We start from the raw sequence: 23,415 nt of genomic DNA on the forward strand, positions 1-23,415 counted from the left end.
ATTTTTTCAAACCATAACACACTACAATACAGATTCATAATAAAGATTTAAGTACTTTTATGTTCTTTTATTTGTAACTGATGACAAAACCTAGAATTGCGCTTGTTATTGGCATTGTTTGCATCTCGATATTTCCTGTTTTGGTGCGGCTTAGCTTGACACCTGGGCTCATCTCTGCGTTTTACAGAATGGCCTTTGCCTCAGCCGTTATTGTACCCTATGTGTTGCTCGCAAAAAAGTTTGTTATTCCTTCCAGAAAACTATTCCTGCTGTCAAGCCTTTGCGGACTTATCTTCGGGTTGGATGTTGGCGTTTGGAACATTGCCATACAAGGCTCTTCAGCGACACAGGCCACATTATTGACCAATTTATCTCCCGTTTGGGTAGGTATTGGAGCCTTCCTATTTTTAAAAGACAAACCTTTAAGGAATTTTTGGATAGGAACCATCATAGCCTTGATAGGCATGGTGCTATTGGTTAGCTTGCGTTTCTTTTTAAATATGGAATTCAACATTCCATTTTTCTTCGCGGTATTATCTGGAATGCTCTATGCTGTTTACATGCTTGTAAGCAAATTTGTTTTAGGTGAAGTAGACGTGGTTAGTTTTATGACCATAAGCGTGATGTCTTCTACAATTACCTTGGGCCTTATTTGTGTTGCCCTAGGCGAACCCTTCAGTGGCTTTTCCAATGAAGGCTGGTTGGTTTTGGTAATTCAAGGGTTGGTTTGCCAATTATTGGCATGGCTGCTCATTAGCTACGCCACCAAACATATGCGGGCTACACGTGTTTCGGTGAGTTTATTGGGACAGGCCATTTTAGCCTCTATTTTAGCTTGGATATTCCTAAACGAAACTATTACCCTCCAAATGATTATTGGCGGACTTGTGTTATTATTGGGGATTAGGATTACCTTTTACACCAAACCGCTTCCTTTATTTAGATTGTCTAAAAAAGAAAAAACCTAAGCAGGAATGTTTAAAACCTAAAAGTTTTATAATTAACTTTGGTAAAAAACGAAGCTTATGTTATCAAAATCTATAGAAAAGGCTCTTAATGATCAAATACGCATTGAAGCCGAATCCTCGCAAATTTATTTGGCCATGGCCTGTTGGGCAGAGGTAAAAGGCCTGGAAGGAGTGGCGAATTTTATGTACGATCAATCCGATGAGGAACGCATGCACATGTTGAAGTTGGTACGTTTTGTAAACGAACGTGGCGGCCATGCCCAGGTATCGGCATTAAAGGCGCCTAATGTGACCTTTAATTCGTTCAAGGAAATGTTTGAAAAGCTTTATGAACATGAAATATTTGTTTCTGAAAGCATCAACGAATTGGTACATATCACTCTTCAGGAAAAGGACTATGCCACTCATAATTTCCTACAATGGTATGTATCTGAACAAATAGAAGAAGAAGCGGTTGCAAGAACTATTTTGGACAAAATAAACATGATTGGGAACGATAAGGGAGGCTTGTATTTGTTCGATCGCGACATCCAACAATTAAACGTAAGTACAGCCGCTGCCGAAACACCTGAATAATTTTAACATTAAATCTTATTTAGATTTATTTAAAATAACTATTTTCGCTCTCGTTTTGAAATAGTTATTATTTGTTTTGGGCAAGAAAAAGGACAAAAAGCAAAAAAAGAAAGAAGCGATAAAGCAGCTGCACGAATCAGGCATCATCAATGCCGATAAGGTAAAAAGCAGTTGTTGCAAGAAATATAAAAAGGGAGAAAACAAGCGCTGCAAAAAGTGCCCTTGTTTTGATTTGCTTAAAAAGGTGGCTTAATTTTCTAGGACCTCCTTTAACAATACGAAAGAGATTAGTTGAATGCTAATCTCTTTTTTTATGCCTTATCATTAATAAAATTTTTAACTTGAAGTTGTTATCATACCTCTATTTAAATGCTTCAAAACCGACAAATAAAAGCCAAAACCGCTTACAATATTACCTACATCATTTGGCTATTTTGCCTGCTTCCATTCGCTTCTTCCTATTCCCAAGAATCTTCTCAAATAAAGCATATTGCAGAATCCTTTACAACCTATACCCAATTACCAAGAGAGATTGCCTATGCGCATCTGAACAAATCCACATATATCAAAGGAGAAACTCTAGCCTTTACGGTGTATGTTTTCGACAAGAACAGTAAACAGTTGTCTACAGTCACCACTAATGTGTATTGTGCTATTGTTGACAATGAAGGTAACATCATAAAGAATAAAATGCTATTGGCTCAAAATGGGGTTTGTTATGGAAGCTTTTTTGTGGATGAACAATTTTCCTCGGGTAATTACAACTTTCAAGCATATACCAATTGGATGAAAAATTTTGACGAGCAGAATTTTTATGTTCAGGGTATCTCCATCATTGATGCCAACGAAACCACACCACCTCCGCTAGTTTCCTCACATCTCGACATTCAATTATTGCCAGAAGGAGGCCATTTGGTGGCCAACACGCCAAACACTATCGGTATTGTTGTAAAAGACACTTTAGGACTTGGGGTGCCCAATGCCACTTTTGAGCTTTTGGATTCCAACAACCAAAACCTGGGCAGTATGACAACCAATCAATTTGGCATTGGGAAATTTGCGCTCACTCCTAATAATGGCACTCTCTACAAAGTAAGAGTTAAAACACAAGAGATTACACAAATTCAGCCATTGCCTCCATCTGAACCTTTTGGCATTGCCATGACCTTAAACAAACTTACCGATAAAATTATACTTAGGTTCAACACCAATACAGATACCTTTAAATCCATTAAAAACAAGCCTTATACTTTAATGGTTCACAATGGGCATGATCTTAAAACTATTGGCATTCAATTTACAGATGCCACAGAAATCCTAACTCTAATCCCTCACAAAGACCTTTTCAAAGGCATGAATATTTTAACCTTATTTGATGAAGAAGGCAATCCTATCTTGGAACGCCTTTATTTTAAATATGACGGGATTCAGTTCGTAAAATCTGAAGAAGCTAATTTCCAAAAAGACGAAGATTCAACGTTGATTAAAATTCCAATTAAAACTGTCAACCCAAAAGCTTTTAATAATTTCAGTATGTCCGTTTTGCCTTCAGAAACCAAATCCTACCAACACCATCAAAACATTATTTCTGCACTGTATTTACAACCCTATGTAAAAGGATTCATTGAAAATGCCCAATACTATTTTTCAGATATTGATAGACAAAAGGAGTTTGAGTTGGACAATCTTTTGTTGACGCAAGGATGGAGCAGTTATAATTGGCAACAGATCTTCAACCATCCTCCCAATGCAAAATATCCTTTTGAACAAGGCATCACCGTTAAAGCGCACATCAACCAATCGAAGTCCAACACCTTTGCCATGTTCCCCATTACCAACAACAATTTTGAAACTTTCGAACTCAATGGCAGCAATGCCTATTTTGAAAAAAAAGGCCTATATCCACTGGACAAAGAACAATTGCGTTTTGTAGAACTGAACCGAAAAAGCTCAGGGATTAAACCTCATTTGTTTTTGGAGTTTACACCTTCCAAAATTCCTGATTTGGAAAAGTATCTTAAAATAGAACCTTTAAAACAACCCATCACTTTTAACTCCAATAACTCACAATCTTTTTTGATCAACTCCTGGAGCGGTGTGGAACAATTGGATGAAATCGTCCTATCCGTTAGAAAGAAAGACAGTCGCAAAGAACAACTGAGCGAGCAGCAACAGGGCAAAATTGATGTGTTTGATGATAACCTACGTAGGTCTTATATGGATTTTGCCTCCTACATACAAACCAAGGGTTTTAGGGTCTACCAAAACAACGGGCAACTCAATATCATCAATCCTTCGGCAGCTTCTGGAACCAACAATAGTCCAGCGGTATTCTTGGACGACATGAGACTGTTTGATTTGAATACTCTATACCAATACCGACTGGATATTGTGGATTACATCCTTGTTGACAAATCAGGATTTGGACAAGGTGTCAACGGAGGCGCCGGAGTCATTAAAATATATACAGATCCTAAAATTTCAGTCACCTTTAATGAAAACAGTCCGTTTCAAACTTTTAATATTCCACTTACCTTCAGCACTCCCTCCAAATTTTACACTCCCAAATATGCCTTTTACAAAACGCAATTCTATAAAGAGTATGGGGCAGTAAATTGGCTCCCTAATTGCCACGTAGATGAAGAGGGCAACATTGTCTTTAAAATTGACAGTATCCAAACCGGCGATCTAAAGATTTTTATAGAAGGGACTTGCAATGACGGCAGCTTGATTTCGGAGATGAAACAGTTACAGATTAATTAAAAAAAGGCTCCATTTGGAGCCTTTTTTATGAGCTTACTTCCCCAACATCAACAATTCGCTGCAGAGGATTTCCGTGGCATAATGTCGTTTGCCTTCCTTATCCTCCCACATACGGTTGGTAAGTTTACCTTCTACGGCAATTTCCTGCCCTTTTGTAATATAGCCTTCCACCACCTTTACAAGGCCACCTCGCACAACAATATTGTGCCAATAGGTGCGCTCTATTTTTTGGCCTTTTTTGTCCTTATAACTATCATCAGTCGCCAAGGAGAATCTCGCCATTTTGTTGCCATCTTCAAAATTTACAATTTCAGGATCTTGTCCTAATCTTCCAATCAACTGTACTTTGTTTCTAAGTGCATTCATAATTTTAAATTTTAAGGTTAAACAGTTAATACTATTGAATTTCATTAGTTCAATTCAACAGGACAAAGATTGTTAACCTCTTCAAAATTAGTCGGTAGTTACGCATTTATAGTCGTTTGTAAACGTTTGTAGTCGTTTGTACACGGATAATTATCCCCCACAAACCCTTATATTTGCAGCTTTTTTAGCAATATGAAACGCTTTCTAAGCTACCTCTACCCAATAAGTAAAAAAGTGCCTTCCCAATACAGTGGAAAGTTGGAGGTAACCTGGTATGATGGCAAAAAATACCTCAACACCAAAAATGCCAACTATTCGTATGGTTCCTTACAGGAAATTTTAAAGTTCGGTTTAGAGCATATCAACCTAAATTCCATCTCCAATTGCTTGTTGTTGGGTCTTGGTGGCGGCAGTGTGATTGACACACTTCGCAACGATTTCAACTTTCAACAGCACATTACTGCCGTGGATATTGACCCCGTAGTCATTGCCATTGCCCAAAAAGAGTTTCAGCATTACAACTCCCCTACTTTGAGTATGGTTTGCGCCGATGCCCAACAATTTGTATTTGAAAACACAAGTAGGTTCGACCTCATTATTGTAGACCTTTACATTGATGCTCACATGCCATCACAATTTATGGAGCTCTCCTTTTGGAAGGCTCTCCTAAAATCACATTCCAAACAAGGAGCCATTATTTTTAATGCAGCTTTACATGCTTCCAACTCAGAAAACTTACACCCTATTATTTCACTTCTGGAAGCCAATGGCTTTTTGGTTAACACCCTTCAAAAAGTAAATGGGACCAATACCCTGCTAGTGGCCCAAACCCAATAATCTATTATAAATGAATATTTCCTATATTGTATACGCAACCAACCCATTGTATTATGCAAAAAGCGTGTCCAGAATGTGGAGATACTATCCGCGGAAGAGTGGATAAAAAATTCTGTAGCGATGCCTGCCGAAACAGTTATAACAATAAGGTTAATAAGGACGTTAGAAACATAATCAGGAATACCAACAACAAGCTTCGCAAAAATTATAGGGTTTTAGAAGAACTTAATCCCGAGCAAAAATCTACGGCATCCAAAGGACGGTTGATTGAAAAAGGCTTCGACTTTAATTACATTACCAGCATTTACACCACCAAAACCGGCAAGGTCTATTATTTTGTGTACGATCAAGGGTACCTTCCACTTGAGGGCGACTTTTATGCCTTGGTAAAACGCGAACAGTAGTTGTAACATTTTAAGCCGTTTTCCTACTTATTAATAAAAGCTCCCTTTTATGATAGCATTAGCTTCATCATTTGTCCCTGCCATTATAGCCCTTGTAATTATTGCTGGCATTGGTTTGGGTTCCTACTATTTCAGTTCGAAAAAGGTCATTCTTCGTGCCCTAGCCAAAATACCGCACAAAACCATGGGGAGTATCAGAACCAACGAGCTGGTGAAAATTTCAGGAAAGGCCCTGCATGCCAATGCACCGCTTAAAGCCCCCTTAAGCAAACGCGATTGCGTATTCTATAGCATCACTATTGAACAGAAGAAGAGCAGCGGCAAACATTCGCATTGGAAAACCTTGATTCATGATGAACAATTTCACGATTTTTTTGTGGATTATCGAGGCGAAATGGTCATGATCAAACCTTCCCATACCCCGAAAAACTATGTCACCTATTTAGTGCACGACAAGAACACCGCCTCTGGAATGTTCAACGATCCAACACCAAAATTTGAAGCCTTGCTAAGACGCTACAATATTGAAAGCACAGGCCTATTGGGCTTCAACAAACAATTGCGCTATAGTGAAGGGATCATAGAAGTAGGTGAACGCATCACCGTATCAGGAATTGCCAAATGGAAAAGCTTTACCGAACCCATTGAAGGCTTCCCCTATTCCAAAATATTGTCGCTTGAAAGCGAAGGCAAACAAAAACTGATCATCACCGATTTGCCCGAGGCCCTTGAAAACCGGTCTTAAAAACCAATTCCGTTGTAAGGGAGATTGAAAAAAACCATACAAATACACATCGCATCCTTTTACTTTTTGTAATTCAGAATGAAGTGAAACGTAATAAAGAATCTATTGTAGACCAAGGGATTCCTCATGCGTCGGAATGACAATAATCCATAACCACTATCTATGATGTTCTAGATACAGCAAAGAACAATTACATCGAGAAGTACGTGACAACTCAAATCACCCTCAAAAAAAATGCAGCGATCCCAAAACCTATCGCTGCACATGTTTAACAAACCCAACTAAAGCGTGATTGTATAACGTTCATTTAATTTTATTTCCAATTATGCCCTTTCAGTTGAAGGGCTGCTTTTAAAATATCCTTTTGGCTTATTTGTCCTACCAATTTGCCGTCCTCTATAATGGGGAAACGGCGCATTTTAGACTCCAAAAACTTCTTGGCGGCGTCAAATACGTTCATATTGCCATCTATCGTTTCTACATCTTTAATCATGCGTTTTTCTACATTGTCCTGCGCCATTGGCATGTTGTAATATCTACTGTCACTAATCTGCTTTAAACAGTCCCCTTCCGAAATGATCCCAACCAGCTCATAATTGTCGTTCACAACAGGTCCCCCCGAAATCTTGTGGGCAATCAAAGCCTTGATTACCTCCTCTACAGACTGCTCTGGCTTAAACGTAATTAATGTTGTACTCATGAAATCTCTAACCCTAAATGGGGTCTCCTCTACCATATTACTTTGCTGCTTTCGTGACCCCTGAAAACTTTTAATACCCATAACCTAAAATTTTAATTCCTTCTAAATTTACTGAATTTAAGTCATTTAACCTAAAGTGAATTTTAGCAAAATATTCAGTACATTTAAGAAGAACTAACTAACATTACTTCCCATGCTAAAAAAAATCATCGCCTTAGCACTGATACTTTTGGCCATTTATTGGAGTTTTCTGGCCCTAAAACCCACTTCAATTTCTGGCTTGGAAACGACTGATACCGAATTTTCTACGGACAGGGCTTTGGGACACCTCAAAGAAATTTCAAAACAGCCTCATTATGTTGGCATTCCCGAACACCAAAGGGTTCGAGACTATATTGTAACTGTTCTGAAAAACTTGGGATTGGAAACCGAAATTCAGGAAGGTTACAGTCACAATGAAAAATGGGGAAGCATCACCAAGGCCAAAAACATTTTGGCCCGCATTAAGGGAACCGACAGTACCAAAGCACTATTGCTTTTATCACATTACGATAGCAACCCACATTCCTCGTTGGGAGCCAGTGATGCGGGTTCTGGTGTGGTAACCATTTTGGAAGGTCTAAGGGCTTTTCTACATGAAGGAAAACAACCTAAGAACGATATCATTGTAATGCTTTCCGATGCCGAAGAGCTAGGACTCAATGGCGCCGAACTTTTTGTAAACGAGCATACTTGGGCAAAAGATGTGGGCTTGGTTTTAAATTTTGAATCCAGAGGAAGTGGCGGACCAAGTTATATGTTGGTGGAAACCAATGGCGGCAACCATAAACTGCTGAAAGATTTTGTGGCAGCTAACCCCCAATACCCCGTGGCAAATTCCCTTGCCTATAGTGTTTATAAGAAACTTCCAAACGACACCGATTTGACCAGTTTTAGGGAAGATGGTAATATTGACGGATTCAACTTTGCCTTTATAGATGATCATTTCGATTACCATACGGCCTTAGACACTTTTGAAAGATTGGACCGATCTTCCTTGGAGCACCAAGGTAGCTACCTTATGCCTTTACTCCATTACTTCGCCGATGCTGACTTAACGGATTTAAAAAGCGATGAGGACGATGTGTATTTAAACATCCCTTTATTTAAAACCATAAGCTATCCCTTTGCTTGGATTGTCCCCATGCTTATTGTGGCTATCGTTTTGTTTTTAGGCTTGGTATTTTACGGCTTGAAAAAACGCATGCTCAACTCCAAACACATGGCCATAGGTTTTATTCCCGGTATGGCCGCCATTTTATTGAATGGACTTATAGGCGTTGGTGGCTGGAAGGTGCTAACGGTTATCTACCCTCAATATAATGAAATCCTCCAAGGGTTTACCTATAACGGGCACACCTATATTTTGGCATTCTCTATAATGGCAACGGCCATATGTATGTGGCTATACAACAAAGTCTATAAACCCGAGAACACGGCCAGTTTGGTTGTACCTCCGCTATTCCTGTGGCTGATTATCTGCACCCTTGTAGCCATTTACCTTAAGGGAGCCAGCTTCTTTATCTTTCCCGTATTTTTTGGTTTGATCAGCTTATGGATTTTGGTACGCCAAAAACGTCCGAACATTTTATTAATGGCACTCCTGCTTTTCCCAACCATTTGGATCTTGGTACCCTTTGTTAAAATGTTTCCCGTAGGTTTGGGACTAAAACTTTTAGTTGCGTCCACTGTACTGATATCCCTAATCTTTTCCCTGTGCATCTCGGTATTTGGTTTTTCCAGATATAAAAACCGTTGGGCCTATTTTCTATTTATAGTATCCATTGGCTGTTTTATCTATGCCCATATAAATTCCGATTTCAACGAGGAACGCCCTAAACCCAATAGTTTGATCTACTTTTTGGATATCGATAGCAGCAAAGCTCTTTGGGCCACTTACGACCAACAATTGGATGCTTGGACCAAAACCTTCCTGTCTGACAATCCAAGAGCCAACGACTCGCTTTCAAATTTTAACAGCCGTAGTAAATATGGCACACCAATAAGTTATGTGAACAATGCCGATGTAAAACCGGTTCCAAAACCTCATATAGATATTTTACAAGATTCACTAGTTGGAGAGGAACGCCATATAAAACTATTCATCGCGCCGCAGCGCGGAGCTCACAAATTGGTATTATTTGCAGACTCCACCCAACATTTCATTGATTTTAAAATGAATGGCTACGATTTTAAGAACACCAAACACAATGGATATGTCTTGGAAGAGCGTTTAGGGCAACAACTATTTGCCTACTCGGTTGTGGACGATAATTTCATGGATATAGAACTCACCATTCCAATGGGTACACCGTTGATACTAGACTATTTGGAAGTCTCTTTCGACCTCCCCAGCAACCCTTTATTTAAGATGCCCCAACGGCCTGCCGGCATGATCCCGAAACCATTTGTTAACAATGACGCAGTGATGGTCAAGGGGACCATTATTTTAAATTGAGAGTTTTTATTCTTATACAAATAATCTTACACGATAATCGAAATATTGCTGAAGAAAAATCAATAAAATTGTTTTTTATGTGAGAATACTCCATGTTAATAAAACGTTAACGCAACATATTTACCTAGCTCATCTTTCTCTGTTAACATAATTTTAAGACCATGAAACTGGTTAACAAGACAAAATTATTAATTGCGGCTTCTATTTTTACCCTATTGGCACTTACTGCCATTCAAGGGTATTTGATCCGTAATACCTACCAGTTGAAAAGAGCTACGGCTCAATATGAAAGCCAAAGCATTTTTACCCAAATTTACAATTCGGAACCTGTTGAATATTTACTTTGGGAATTGCGAAACGACGCCATAAAACAAGCCCAGGCCTATAAAAACAAACAAATTTCCAAAGAAGAGGTGATCACTAACCTTCAACAAAAGTCAGCCTCATTAAATCCCTATTTTCTAGAAGAAATCAACAAAGGCTTTGCAGAATATTCGATCCCTGTAGATATCTCGGTACAAAAAAAACTTATAGCCATTGTTCTTCATGACACCTTGGGAAATTCCGAAACTATTTATTCTGAAAAGGACAGTACCCTACTATTGTTAGGGACGCCTTATAAACCCACAGAAAACAGTGAACAAAAGCTTATCAATAACGCAACCTTTACCAAAGGTCTTGTTGCAGACATCAATGGAAAATCTTACACCTACATGCTTGAATTCAAAACCAAAGTGTTCATGTCTGAATCAACAGGTTGGAGCGGATATCTAATAAAGCAAATGTCGGGTCTGCTACTGTTGGCTTGCCTATTGTTTTTGTTTGTAACAGGCATTTTATTTTATTCCATTAATAGTCTCTTGAAACAAAAAAAACTGGCCGATATCAAGACGGATTTCATCAATAATATTACCCACGAACTCAAAACACCACTATCCACCTTGACCATTGCCATTAAAAACCTGAACAACGAAGCATCCAAGTACAGTGGTCTTTTTAACAATAGTGTTCTGGAAGTTATCAATCGTCAAAATTTAAGGTTACAAAAACTTATAGATCAAGTCCTCAATACCAGTTTGGGCTATGAAGACATTGAACTCAACCAAGAAATTTTCAACATGCCACAGTTTTTGATGGAAACTGTAGACGACTTTAAACTTAGCCTCAAAGGAGATATTGACATAACTACGAACATACATAAGGACGCCATCCTAATTTCTGCCGATAAATTTTACATAAGCACCGCTATCAACAACCTTTTGAGCAATGCTGTGAAATATGGCAGCACGGCTGTAAGCTTATACTACGATTATATCCCGAAAGAGCGCACGCATTTCATTAAAATTAAAGACAATGGTATTGGCATCCCTAAAAAATACCAACGATTCATCTTTGACAAGTTTTACCGTGTCAGCGAACAGGATACCCACAATTATAAAGGATTGGGATTAGGATTATTTTACACCCACCAGATTATCGAGGCACATTCTGGAAAAATCTCGGTAGCCAGCAGTAAAGGAAACGGAACAGAATTCACCATAATACTTTTTAACCAATGAAAAACATACTACTAGCAGAAGACGACCACGATTTTGGAGGTATGTTAACACAGTACCTTCAAAGTAACAAATTCAATGTGGAATGGGCCAAAAATGGCGAAGAAGCCCTTGAGCTGTTCAACACCAACACTTTTCATATTTGTGTATTGGACGTGATGATGCCCAAAATGGACGGCTTTACCTTGGCAAAAAAAATTACGCAGGTTGACCCCGAAATGCCATTTTTGTATTTAACCGCGCGTAAAACCAAGGAAGACAGAATAAAAGGGCTTAAGTTGGGAGCTGATGATTACATTGTAAAACCTTTCGATCCGGAAGAGTTTATATTACGCCTTAAAAACATCATCAAACGTACCGAACAGCAACAGTTTGTAATGCGTGAATATGGCAACCAGGACATCATCTCTATTGGGAGCTACCGTTTCGACTATAAAAATTCCCTTTTAAAAAGTAGCACCACTACCCATACCCTCACCAAAAAGGAAGCCCAGTTGATCTACTTCCTTTACAACAACAAAAACAAGTTGGTACGTAGGGAGGATATTCTTACCAAAATCTGGAACAACAACGATTTTTTCTCTGGCCGAAGTATGGATGTATACATCAGTAAGGTACGCAAGTATTTTAATGAAGATGACGAGATCAATATTAAAAGTATCCGTGGGCTGGGACTGGAATTTCAACTACCAACACAGGCTTAGAACACAGACAAACTTTATAACCTAAAATAGAACAGCCAAAAATAACGAAGCGGGTTTAAAACTATGTAACGCCAACCCTTTATATCTGCCATTGATTGTGCTCGTGAACAAAATGATTGGGTAACCTTTACCCAAAATAGCACAGGTAAACCCTAAAATATCTTTTCTTTAATTAAACGGTTTCCAGAATCAAAAAGGCAGAATGAAACGCTTAAAGTTAGGCTTCTACGACTACATTACAAAACCATATGAGCAGAGGAATTTAGATTGTACCACAAAACATTTTCAGGCCTTCGGAACAACAACAATTTACAATGCATTAAGGCAGCAACCAGAACATCACTGTTATTGGCAACTACTACTTGGAGTTAAAAAATTCTCTATTAAAAAGTAGCATCCTCCTCATCCCCTTATCTATATATATGGAATACCATCAACTTTTCTCAGGAAAAAGCTTAGATGTTTACATAGGTAAGATGCCCAATATTATCACGAAAAGTAAGTTATCACCATGAAAGGAAGTCTCGCCTTAGGACTGTAATTCAAGCTACCAACAAAGGCTTAAAAACAGAAAACCAATCCGCAGAATCATTAATCCTACATACGTATAATTATCCTTACAAAAAACACCTCTAAGTTAAATTAAGGTTAATGGATTAATTATTTAATTAATCTCACAAAGTATCGCATATTTTTAAGAATACTTTATCATATAATTAAAAACACAGCTAATGCCATTGATTTTTCCTACATTTCAAATTTTAGGTTTGACTAACTACCAAATGTTTTTTGGCCTAAAACGCAGTAAACAGCTGAGAGCGCAAGCCATTCTCGATCAAAATAACAGGATAAAATACCATCAAGAATGACCCCATGGCAGAAACAGACCATACTGTTTCTACGACCATAAAACGACATAACAACCTTTAGAAACCAATTACACAATTATAGTTTATTAACCCTTAACTTTTAAACACATGAAAAAAGTTACCCTTTTGTTTATGCTACTTTGTAGCTTGATTACGTACTCTCAGATTTCTTATCAACAAGACTTTAACACTGGTCAAGTGCCAACAGATTGGACTGGAGATTTTACCATAACAAGCGGAAGTTTTTTTAACAGTTGGCAGAGATGCGGCACACCAGGCTTTATCGGGGCCAATAACGCTACCGGAACAAAAACCTTTACCACCCAAAATTTTGCAGGTAGTTCAAACGGAACAGACCTTACCGTTTCCTTCAATTACAAAATTGTTCAATATGCAAATTTTGTTGCCCAAGCTCCCGCAGCCGATTGGGGAACCTTTACTATTGAGTACTCTACCAATGGTACAGATTGGACCGTAATTGGCACTATTGATGATGACAACTACACCTACAATGGTAGCTGTCAGGCGGCTTCTTATACAATTGATGGCGCCAACTTACCAGACGGTGGTGATTTTCAATTTAGAGGGACATTTAATTTAGTTAATACAACAGGAATTACTGGCGCCACCATTGATGATTTAGTATTTCAACAATCCGCTACAGAAGTTCCAAACTGTGATGTGACTTTAACCTCGGAAACCACAGACGTTTTTGTAGACACGACAATTACTTGGAGTGAGGCTACAGGATTACCTACTGGCTACTACGTAAGCGTTGGAACAGAATCGGGCGTATATGACATAGTTGACAATGCCGATGCATTAACCGCAACATCATATGCTTTAACCGATTTGGAATATGGCACCACTTACTATGTATTAATTTCCCCTTATAATGCCATCGGTACAGCCTCTTGTACAGAATTCAACTTTACAACCGTAGATGCTGTGGCACCAAATTGTGATGCAGCTATGACATCTGCGACTACAGAAGTACAAATCAACACAACAATTACTTGGAGTGCTGCAACAGGATACCCTACTGGTTATAATATCGCTATGGGTTACACAGCAGGTGATTATACAGTGGTTGCTTCTACTGACGCTGGCAATACCACTTCTTTCGAAGTACCTGTCACTTTAGACTATTCAACCACCTATTATGTATTGATTACACCTTACAACGAATTTGGAAATGCTACAGACTGTACAGTTTACAGCTTTGTTACAAGAGCCGAACCGATAGCAGGAGCTATTTGTGACAACGCCATCATAATTGAAGACATTGAAGCGGGCTATTCAGCTGATGCAATAAGTTTAAATTTATATGAAGACAATTATGGTACAGCACCATGTAACGCAGGATCGGGAGCTTCCATCAGTGGAAATGAAATGGTTTACACGTTTGCTGCCTTAAACGATGTCTCTTTAAATTTTGAACTCACCAACAACCACAACCAAAGAACCACAATGTATCTTTTGGACAGCTGCGTAGATGTAGCTACAAGCTGTATTGCATCTGGAACTACTGGATATGACAGTGACAATGGTGCTACCGATGATATTTATTATGATATTATTTTGGACGATGTTGTATTGACCCCAGGTATTTATTACTTAGTAATTTCAACCAACAGCACTTCCACTACAGACAACAGCCTTTTCGACCTAGATATTACAGTTAATGATTGTATTATTCCTTCTGCAACCTTAACTCCAATAGGCGATTGTGACAACCAAGAATTTTCCGTAGAGGTAAATGTTACTTATTTTGGAGACGCTACAAACTTAACTTTAAGTGATGGCGGCACCTATCCAGACCAAGAATTGGACACTTTAGGGCAAGTGACTTTTGGTCCTTATGCTTCTGGAACTCCAGTAACTATTGAGATAACTAGTGATTTAGGCTGTTCTATTGAGCCAACAACTACATTCTACTGTACACCTTTAAATAATGAATGTACAAATGCAACGGTACTTTTAGCTTCTACAGACAGTACATGCGATAATGCCGCTTTCGGGACTACCCATATGGCGACACACTCTGCTGGATACTCTTACAGCTGTACAACTGCCACCAATTATAAAGAAGTTTGGTATGTATTTACGCCAACTGTAACAGGAGAGTACGAATTCAATATAACAAGCTTATCTCCTAGTGGTACCAACAATTATAATTTCAATGTGTATACTGGAACCTGTGGAGACACCACTTTAACAGGACTTGTTGGTTGCTATAACGACTTAGACGCCTTAGTTAGCTTAACAGCTGGTACAGATTATTATGTTTCTGTAGCCTCTTTTGGAGCTACTGAAGAATCATTACCTGGAATCGATTTCAGCCTATGCGTATTTATGCCAGAAGGAGCTCCAGCTAACTACAATTGTAGCAACGCCGAAGTAGTAACAGAAACTGATGCAATTGGAAGTGTTACCGTGACAGGTACAACAGAAAATGCCTACTATTCTGCATCTGGATGTTATAGCGATGATAATGTGGCTGTATGGTATAGCTTCACCCCAGAATATACAGGGACGTACCATATTGACTTTACCCAGCTAACAGGCTCTGCTAATTACGTTATGTACAACAGTAGTGACTGTGCTACGGTAGACGATGAGTATGTTCCTGGAATTGGCTCTAGCTGTCATAGCAATACTGACAAAGCTGTTGAATTGGTTGCTGGAATCACCTATTTAATGGATGTGCATTCTGTAGGTGCAGCTACTTTTGAATTCTACATCTACCCAGACGCATCCTTAAGTACTGAAGATGTAAACTTTGAAGGGTTTAGATACTATCCAAACCCAGTGAAAAATACCTTGACATTTGAGTCTCCAAACATGATTTCATCTGTAGACATCTACAATGTAGTTGGTCAAAAAGTATTGGCAACCGCAGATAACAACACCATGTCTACCGTAAACATGGGTGCCTTACCAAACGGTATCTACTTTGCCAAAGTGAACATTGACGGAGCAGAGAAAACAATCAAAATTATTAAGGAGTAGTTAGTCTATGGGAAAACATATCTATAAATACAGGTTACAGCTATTTTTAATTGTGTTATATCTAGCCTTAAGCCTTTCCATATTTTTATGGTATATAGAATAAATCCCGCAAAAACTCTTTTTAAAAAGGGTAGCCAATTGGCTGCCCTTTTTTATTTAACAAAATATACCAGAGGTTAATTTAAGGTTAAACAGCTTCATAAAATTACGCCCAAAACAAGTGTGCTATATATTTAGCGCGTAGTACTTATACCACAAACAGCAAAACTACAACCGTTAAGAAACCAATTACACAACAATAAATTATTATTAACCTTTAACTTTTAAACACATGAAAAAAGTTACCTTATTGTTTATGCTACTCTGTAGTATAATTACTTACTCACAAATTAGTATTGTTCAAAACTTTGACTCAGGTACAGGTGGATGGACATCTGACTGGTATCAGTTCAGCATTGCCGACGGCTTTAATGCTGCATGTAGCAACGCAGCCCTACAAGCACTTGGATCGGCTGGGGGATCTACCACAGCAACTTCACCTGCTTCCACTTCTAATGGTACCGATGTTACTGTAAGTTTTGATTATAAAATTTCAAACTTTGGACCTCCTTATGCTCCTGTTGCGAACTGGGGATCATTCGTGTTTGAATACACAACCGATGGTACAACTTGGACAACCCTAACCACCATCAATGACTCCAATTACACCTATTCTGAAACATGTGCCAATTACAGCACAACTATCGCTGGAGCAGAGGTACCTGACGGAAGTAGCTTTCAATTTAGAGCTACTTTAAACACTGTAACCACATCTGGCACAGGACCTTCAGTATTTTTACTTGGAGGTATTGATAATGTTTCCATTACTCAAGCAGCTACAACGGTACCAAACTGTGACGCTGCTTTAACATCTCCAACAACCGATGTTTCTGTAATGTCTCCAACAATTACATGGAGTAATGCAACTGGAATCCCAACAGGTTATAAACTTGCGGTTGGTTTAATAGAAGGCGACTATACCGTTGTGGCTTCTACTAATGTTGGCAACGTTACCTCATATCAATTGCCAAACCTTCAGTTTGAAACCACCTATTATGTATTAATTACACCTTATAACGAGTTTGGAGATGCTACTGGTTGTACGGTAGCTAGCTTTACAACAGAAGAAGAGCCGCTATTAGGAGATGTTTGCTCTAACCCAATTTTAATTGACATGCAGAGTGGAAGCTACAACACTTCAGTTGATTTATATGGATATGAAGATGACTATGGTACATCTCCTTGTAGTTCCAACACTTATATTGGAGGAAGAGACATTGTATATGCCATTACCCCTTTTGAAGACATTTCAGTTAATATCAGCTTAACAAACATTGCCGGTAGAAGTACAACTGTACATGTATTAGACAGCTGTGTAGATGTTGCAGAATATTGTGTTGCAACGGGTCAATCTCTTACTAGTGATGACTATCCAGATATTAACATGACAGATGTAGCATTTTACGCAAATACCATCAATTATATTGTAATTTCAAGTAACAGTGTCAACTCTCCAAACAGTACCTTTGATTTAACCCTTACCACCAATGACTGTATTGTACCTGCAGCTACGTTAACAACGGTAGCAGATTGTGACAATTATGAGTATTCGGTGGATGTAAATGTTACTCAATTTGGAAATGCAACTACCTTAACCCTTAGTGACGGTATTCATCCAAACCAAACCGCTTCTAGTACTGGTGTATTTACTTTTGGCCCTTACGAATCTGGCTTTGTACCAACCATTACAATCGCTAATGATTTAGGTTGCAGTATTACCCGATCAACTGTATACTATTGTACCCCTTTGAATGATGAATGCTCTGGTGCATTACCATTAACACTTTCTGGAGATAACACTTGTACTAATGCAACTGCTGGCTATACCCATTCTGCTACATTTTCCTCAGAAAACAATTGCGCTGCTAACACCATAGATGTTTGGTACACGTTTACGCCTACAGAAACTGGATATTACAATTTCGCAGTACAAAATATTTCTGGATCAGTTAATATTTCATTATATAGTGGCTCTTGCGGCGCAATGGCTTTAGAATCTGATTGTAATCATACAACAGGACTTACTGAACTGCTTACCGCTGAAACAACTTATTACATCATGATGAGATCTTACCAAACAACTGGACAAACCTTTGAAATTTGTACCACTATGGCTGCAGACGGTGAAGTGAACACAGAATGTAGCGATGCCATTGTTGTTGAGGTGTCTGATGCAAATGGGAGCAACACCATAAGTGGCGCATTGGCCAATGCTTATTTTTCTCCAGAATTGGAATGTGGAAACTCCACTTATATAGATGTTTGGTATAGCTTTACGCCAGAAACAACCGGTACTTATTACGTTAATTTTTCACAGTTAAACATTACTTTCCCAACTTTTGCTATGTATGATACAGACGATTGTAGCAACACAGCAACCGCCGGACTTGTAGAGGGGCTAACCACATGTAACAGCAAAGGATTAAAAGCAGTAGAATTGGTAGCTGGCAATACTTACTTAATGGATGCGCATCATAACAATGCAAATGGAGAATACGAATTCTACATCTACCCAGATGAATCAGAATGTAGTGATGCTATGGTTGTCGCAGAGTCTGACATGAGTGGTAGTAACACCATTACAGGTTCTTTAGCAAATGCCAAAAACTCTCCTGAATTAGAATGTGGCACCACATCATCAATTGATGTTTGGTATAGCTTCACCGCTCAAAGCACCGGTACTTATAATATTAACTTTACGCAGTCATCAGGGACTCCAAGCTATAAAATGTACAACACTGCCAACTGTGCTGACACAGCAACAGCAGGTATTGTAACTGGTCTTTCTGAAGTTTGTGACAACACTGGAGCAAACGCTGTAGAATTAGTTGCTGGATCTACATATTTAATGAACGTACATGGTACTGAAACTACAGATACATACTCATTCTACATCTACCCAGATGCTTCATTAAGCAATTCAGATGTTAACTTTGAAGGCTTTAGATACTATCCAAACCCGGTTAAAAACACGTTGACGTTTGAGTCTCCAAACATGATTTCATCTGTAGCTATCTACAATGTTGTAGGTCAAAAAGTATTGGCTACTGCTGGTAACAACACCATGTCTACCGTAAACATGAGTGCCTTACCAAACGGTATCTACTTTGCTAAAGTGAATATTGACGGAGCTGAGAAAACTATCAAGATTATTAAAGAGTAGTTAGTCTATGGGCAAAAACATCTATAAATACAGGTTACAGCTATTTTTAATTGTATTATATCTAGCCTTAAGCCTTTCCATATTTTTATGGTATGTAGAATAAGTCCCGCAAAAACTCTTTTTAAAAAGGGCAGCCTAATAGGTTGCCCTTTTTTATTGAGAATAAATCTATTCACTCCCCTATCCTATTTGCCAAAAGAAACCTCAGGTTAAATAAAGGTTAACCTCCTTTAACAACCCTTACCCAAAAAGAATGAAAACATAATTTTGAGATTGAAGTCTTGTACAATACAAGGCCTAAACTTACATGACGTCAACACAAACCACTAACTACACATTTTTACATTTTTAAACATTTAACAAGTAACACCAATGAAAAAAATTACCCTTTTCTTCATGCTACTTACAGGCATGATTACCTACTCGCAAATTGATATTAATGAAAATTTCAACTCTTATCTAACAGGTAACATGCCTCCAAATTGGACTGGAGATTTTGAAACTACCTCTAATGTCCCCAATTATAGTTATCTCATCTGTGATGAAAGATCATTTTATACGGCCGGTAGCAGTCTGGGCTCCTTGAGCTTTACTACAGAAAATTTACCTACCGCCAGCACAGGCACAGATGCTACCGTGACTTTCAATTATAAAATTGTAGCAATGAACTTAAGCACAGGTGCAAAAACAGCCCCAGCAGCTGATTGGGGAACCCTAATCTTTGAATACACCACCAATGGGACGGATTGGAATGAGATTGTGACCATAAATGATGATAACTACAGTTATAATGAAGCATGCCATTCAGCCTCTTACACTATTGAAGCGGCTAACTTACCCCTAAACGCAGATTTTAAATTTAGAGGCACTTTTAACATTGAAAATGTAGCTTCCTTAACTTACGTTTATGCCTCTATTGATGATCTTGTCATTTCTCAAACAAATTCACTAAGCAATGCAGAAGTAAACTTTGAAGGCTTTAGATACTATCCAAACCCAGTTAAAAACACCTTGACGTTTGAGTCTCCAAACATGATTTCTTCTATAGCTATCTACAATGTAGTAGGTCAAAAAGTATTGGCAACTGCAGGTAACAACACCATGTCTACCGTAAACATGAGTGCCTTACCAAACGGTATCTACTTTGCCAAAGTGAACATTGAGGGGGCAGAGAAAACCATCAAGATTATTAAAGAGTAGTTAGTCTATGGGCAAAAACATCTATAAATACAGGTTACAGCTATTTCTAATTGTATTATATCTAGCCTTAAGCCTATCTATATTTTTATGGTATGTAAAATAAGTCCCTCAAAAAACTCTTTTTAAAAAGGGCAGCCTAATTGGCTGCCCTTTTTTATTGGTATAAATTCCCTTTAGTATCTCTAAATGCTATAAAAAAACACCACGTTAATTAAAGGTTAACCTAGCTTTTAAAACCTTCTGCCCTAAAAAACATCCCATAATTTTGAGGGTATAGTTTTGCTCAATAAAAGACTTAAACAAACACAACAGTAACACAAACCACTAACTACACATTTTTACATTTTTTAACCTTTAACAAGTAACACCAATGAAAAAAGTTACCCTTTTCCTCATGCTACTCTGTAGTTTGATAACCTACTCGCAAGTTTTTCTTAGCGAAGATTTTAATGGCTCTAAACCTTCTTGGGCCGGTTCTGGATGGGATAATAATGCCTCTGCATTTCCCTATGTAGTTTGTGAAACAAAATCTTTATTCTATGCAGCAAGTTCAAATGGAACTAAAATATTAACAACTCCAGAACAAGAATCTGATGGAACAGATATAAACATCAGTTTCATTCATAAAATTGTAGGATCAGATAATTTCAGTGATCCATCAACACCTTTAGAAAACTGGGGAACAGTAGTCTACTCATACACCGCAAATGGTGGTACCAATTGGACGGTTTTGGAAACTATTGATGACTCCAACTATACCTACGATGGATCTTGCCAAGCCATGTCTTTTACTATTAATGGCTCTGAGGTCCCAAATGGTGATATTTTTCAATTTAAAGTAACATACACCATATCCAATACATCCTTTTTACTTTTATATGCAATAGACAACCTCAACATAACCCAAGGATTAACCACAATCCCTAATTGTGATGCTAGCTTAACTTCCGATTCTAGCAATGTAAGTATAGATATGCCTACCCTTACTTGGAACAATGCAACAGGAAGCCCTAGTGGCTATACTATAGCGGTTGGTCTATCAGCTGAGGATGACTCTGTAGTGGCAACCACCGATATGGGCAGTGCCACCTCCTTTACCTTCTCCAATACTTTGGAATATGCTACTACCTACTATGTAACTATCACCCCGTACAACAATGCAGGTGAGGCTACCGACTGTACTGTTCAAACCTTCACAACAGAGGAAGCGCCTCTTTTGGGAGATGTTTGTAGCCACCCTATTGAAATTGACCTAGGTACTGGAAATTTCAACCAAACGGCCGTAAGTTTAAATCCTTTTTCAGATGATTACGAAAGCGTTCCTTGCTACGAAGCAGGTTACAGTATTGCTGGCACCGATATGGTGTATGCGCTTACTACAACAGAAGACACTTCCCTTGACATTGCTATTACCAATGTGGAAAACCAAAAACTAACCCTTCTTGTTTTGGATGCTTGTATTGGCGTAGCAGACACTTGTATTGCATCTGGCACTACAGGCTCTGCTGTTGATGGCGTGTTTAATGATATCAACCTAAATGATGTGGTATTACCTGGAGGTAACACCTATTATTTCGTTTTTGGTTCTTTTGGAGTCTCCTCAACTGCCAATAGCCAATTCAATCTTAACATTACCACTAATGATTGTATTACACCTGCTGCTTCCTTAACCACTGTAGCAGATTGCGACAACCAAGAGTTTTCGGTAACGGTAGATGTGACTTCCATGGGTAACGCCACTACCTTAACTTTAAGTGATGGGGGAACCTACCAAGACGAAGACCTTGGCGCTTTAGGACAAGTAACTTTTGGTCCTTATGCTTCAGGAACTCCTGTAACTATTGAAATTACAAGTGATTTAGGATGTTCCATTGCACCGTCTACCATCTATTACTGTGCACCGGTTAACGACGAATGTGCCTCGGCGCTTCCATTAACCCTTTCCACAAACAATACGTGTGACAATGCTGTTTCTGGAGCTACCTACGGGGCTACACACTCCACAAATAATACATGTAATGCCGATTACAAAGATGTTTGGTACAGCTTTACGCCCACTACCTCAGGATACCATAACATCTCCCTTACCAACACTAATGAGGAGATAAACCAAAGAATCAATATTTACGGTGGTACCTGTGGTGAACTTACAGAACTTACAAACGAGTGTGACTTTAATTCTAACTTCTCTATCTATTTAACCGAAGGAAACACCTATTACATTCCGGTACAATCCGAAGGTGAGGACAACGACGTTACCGTTGGAAAAACCTTCGAGCTTTGCGCTTACAAACTTCCTGAAGCGATTGCCAATGACGAATGTAGCAACGCTATTGCCATTCAAGCTTCAGATGCCTCGGGAAGTTTTAATGTGGTTTCTGCAACTACTGCAAATGCTTACCACTCTGCAGAATTAACCTGTGCAGCTAGCTATTATGAAGATGTATGGTATTCCTTCACTGCGGAAAACAGCGGAACTTACTACTTTAACTTTGACATTCTCGTAGGCAACAACACGTTCTACACCATTTACGATACAGACGATTGTGCTTCGGTAGATGCAACCTACGTATCAGGTCTTACCAATTGTAATAATGGAACAGGCGAAAAAGCAATACAGCTTGTGGCGGGGTCTACTTATTTAATAAATGTGCATTCCCAACAAACAGCCACCTATGCCTTCTATATCTATCCAGATGCTACCTTAAGCGATGCAGACGTAAACTTTGAAGGCTTTAGGTATTATCCAAACCCGGTAAAAAACACCTTGACCTTTGAGTCTCCAAATATGATTTCATCTGTTGCCATCTACAATGTTGTAGGTCAAAAAGTATTGGCCATTGCTGGTAACAACACCATGTCTACCGTAAACATGAGTCCCTTACCAAACGGTATCTACTTCGCTAAAGTAAACATTGACGGAGCAGAGAAAACCATCAAGATTATTAAAGAGTAA

The 23,415-nt window shown here is 38.6% G+C and carries 15 protein-coding genes; 13 read left to right on the forward strand and 2 right to left on the reverse strand.

What is annotated here, in order from left to right; translation table 11 throughout:
- Positions 1-80 precede the first annotated feature (80 nt).
- The 3 genes from AC6I5C_RS00975 to AC6I5C_RS00985 all read left to right on the forward strand — a co-directional run bounded on the left by AC6I5C_RS00975 (position 81) and on the right by AC6I5C_RS00985 (position 4,307).
- On the forward strand, positions 81-968 hold the full coding sequence (locus AC6I5C_RS00975) for a DMT family transporter (RefSeq protein ID WP_497903518.1): 888 nt from the start codon (positions 81-83) through the stop codon (positions 966-968).
- Between the two features lie 57 nt (positions 969-1,025).
- A complete protein-coding gene (locus tag AC6I5C_RS00980) occupies positions 1,026-1,544 on the forward strand; it encodes a ferritin (RefSeq protein WP_053976808.1) in 519 nt (172 codons plus the stop codon).
- Between the two features lie 369 nt (positions 1,545-1,913).
- On the forward strand, positions 1,914-4,307 hold the full coding sequence (locus AC6I5C_RS00985) for a hypothetical protein (protein WP_497903519.1): 2,394 nt from the start codon (positions 1,914-1,916) through the stop codon (positions 4,305-4,307).
- A 33-nt stretch (positions 4,308-4,340) separates the two neighbouring features.
- Here AC6I5C_RS00985 and AC6I5C_RS00990 read toward each other — a convergent pair whose 3' ends face one another.
- Entirely contained in the window at positions 4,341-4,673 is a 333-nt protein-coding gene (locus AC6I5C_RS00990; RefSeq protein WP_497903520.1) for a single-stranded DNA-binding protein, read from the reverse strand.
- Positions 4,674-4,865: 192 nt separating this feature from the next.
- Here AC6I5C_RS00990 and AC6I5C_RS00995 point away from each other — a divergent pair, with 192 nt between their 5' ends.
- From AC6I5C_RS00995 to AC6I5C_RS01005, 3 genes are read left to right on the forward strand one after another with little or no spacing between them, the layout of a single operon-like run.
- Entirely contained in the window at positions 4,866-5,510 is a 645-nt protein-coding gene (locus AC6I5C_RS00995) for a spermidine synthase (protein ID WP_497903521.1), read from the forward strand.
- Between the two features lie 53 nt (positions 5,511-5,563).
- Positions 5,564-5,914, forward strand: coding sequence for a hypothetical protein (locus AC6I5C_RS01000; protein WP_497903522.1), 351 nt, complete (start codon positions 5,564-5,566; stop codon positions 5,912-5,914).
- Between the two features lie 49 nt (positions 5,915-5,963).
- A complete protein-coding gene (locus AC6I5C_RS01005) occupies positions 5,964-6,659 on the forward strand; it encodes a hypothetical protein (RefSeq protein ID WP_497903523.1) in 696 nt (231 codons plus the stop codon).
- Between the two features lie 313 nt (positions 6,660-6,972).
- Here AC6I5C_RS01005 and AC6I5C_RS01010 read toward each other — a convergent pair whose 3' ends face one another.
- A complete protein-coding gene (locus AC6I5C_RS01010) occupies positions 6,973-7,440 on the reverse strand; it encodes a CBS domain-containing protein (protein WP_497903524.1) in 468 nt (155 codons plus the stop codon).
- 112 nt (positions 7,441-7,552) lie between these two features.
- Between AC6I5C_RS01010 and AC6I5C_RS01015 the strand changes: the two genes are divergently transcribed.
- The 7 genes from AC6I5C_RS01015 (at position 7,553) to AC6I5C_RS01045 (ending at position 23,415) form a co-directional block, all read left to right on the forward strand.
- A complete protein-coding gene (locus tag AC6I5C_RS01015; protein ID WP_497903525.1) occupies positions 7,553-9,856 on the forward strand; it encodes a M28 family peptidase in 2,304 nt (767 codons plus the stop codon).
- A gap of 161 nt (positions 9,857-10,017) precedes the next feature.
- Positions 10,018-11,415 (forward strand): sensor histidine kinase, encoded by a 1,398-nt coding sequence (locus AC6I5C_RS01020; protein ID WP_497903526.1) that lies wholly within the window; start codon positions 10,018-10,020, stop codon positions 11,413-11,415.
- A complete protein-coding gene (locus tag AC6I5C_RS01025; protein ID WP_497903527.1) occupies positions 11,412-12,116 on the forward strand; it encodes a response regulator transcription factor in 705 nt (234 codons plus the stop codon). Before AC6I5C_RS01020 ends, AC6I5C_RS01025 begins: the two co-directional genes overlap by 4 nt.
- A gap of 977 nt (positions 12,117-13,093) precedes the next feature.
- On the forward strand, positions 13,094-15,997 hold the full coding sequence (locus tag AC6I5C_RS01030) for a T9SS type A sorting domain-containing protein (RefSeq protein ID WP_497903528.1): 2,904 nt from the start codon (positions 13,094-13,096) through the stop codon (positions 15,995-15,997).
- A gap of 331 nt (positions 15,998-16,328) precedes the next feature.
- Entirely contained in the window at positions 16,329-19,259 is a 2,931-nt protein-coding gene (locus AC6I5C_RS01035) for a T9SS type A sorting domain-containing protein (RefSeq protein WP_497903529.1), read from the forward strand.
- 372 nt (positions 19,260-19,631) lie between these two features.
- On the forward strand, positions 19,632-20,459 hold the full coding sequence (locus AC6I5C_RS01040) for a T9SS type A sorting domain-containing protein (RefSeq protein ID WP_497903530.1): 828 nt from the start codon (positions 19,632-19,634) through the stop codon (positions 20,457-20,459).
- Positions 20,460-20,829: 370 nt separating this feature from the next.
- Positions 20,830-23,415, forward strand: coding sequence for a T9SS type A sorting domain-containing protein (locus tag AC6I5C_RS01045; protein ID WP_497903531.1), 2,586 nt, complete (start codon positions 20,830-20,832; stop codon positions 23,413-23,415).

The sequence above is a fragment of the Mangrovimonas sp. sgz306409 genome (genome assembly GCF_059735265.1).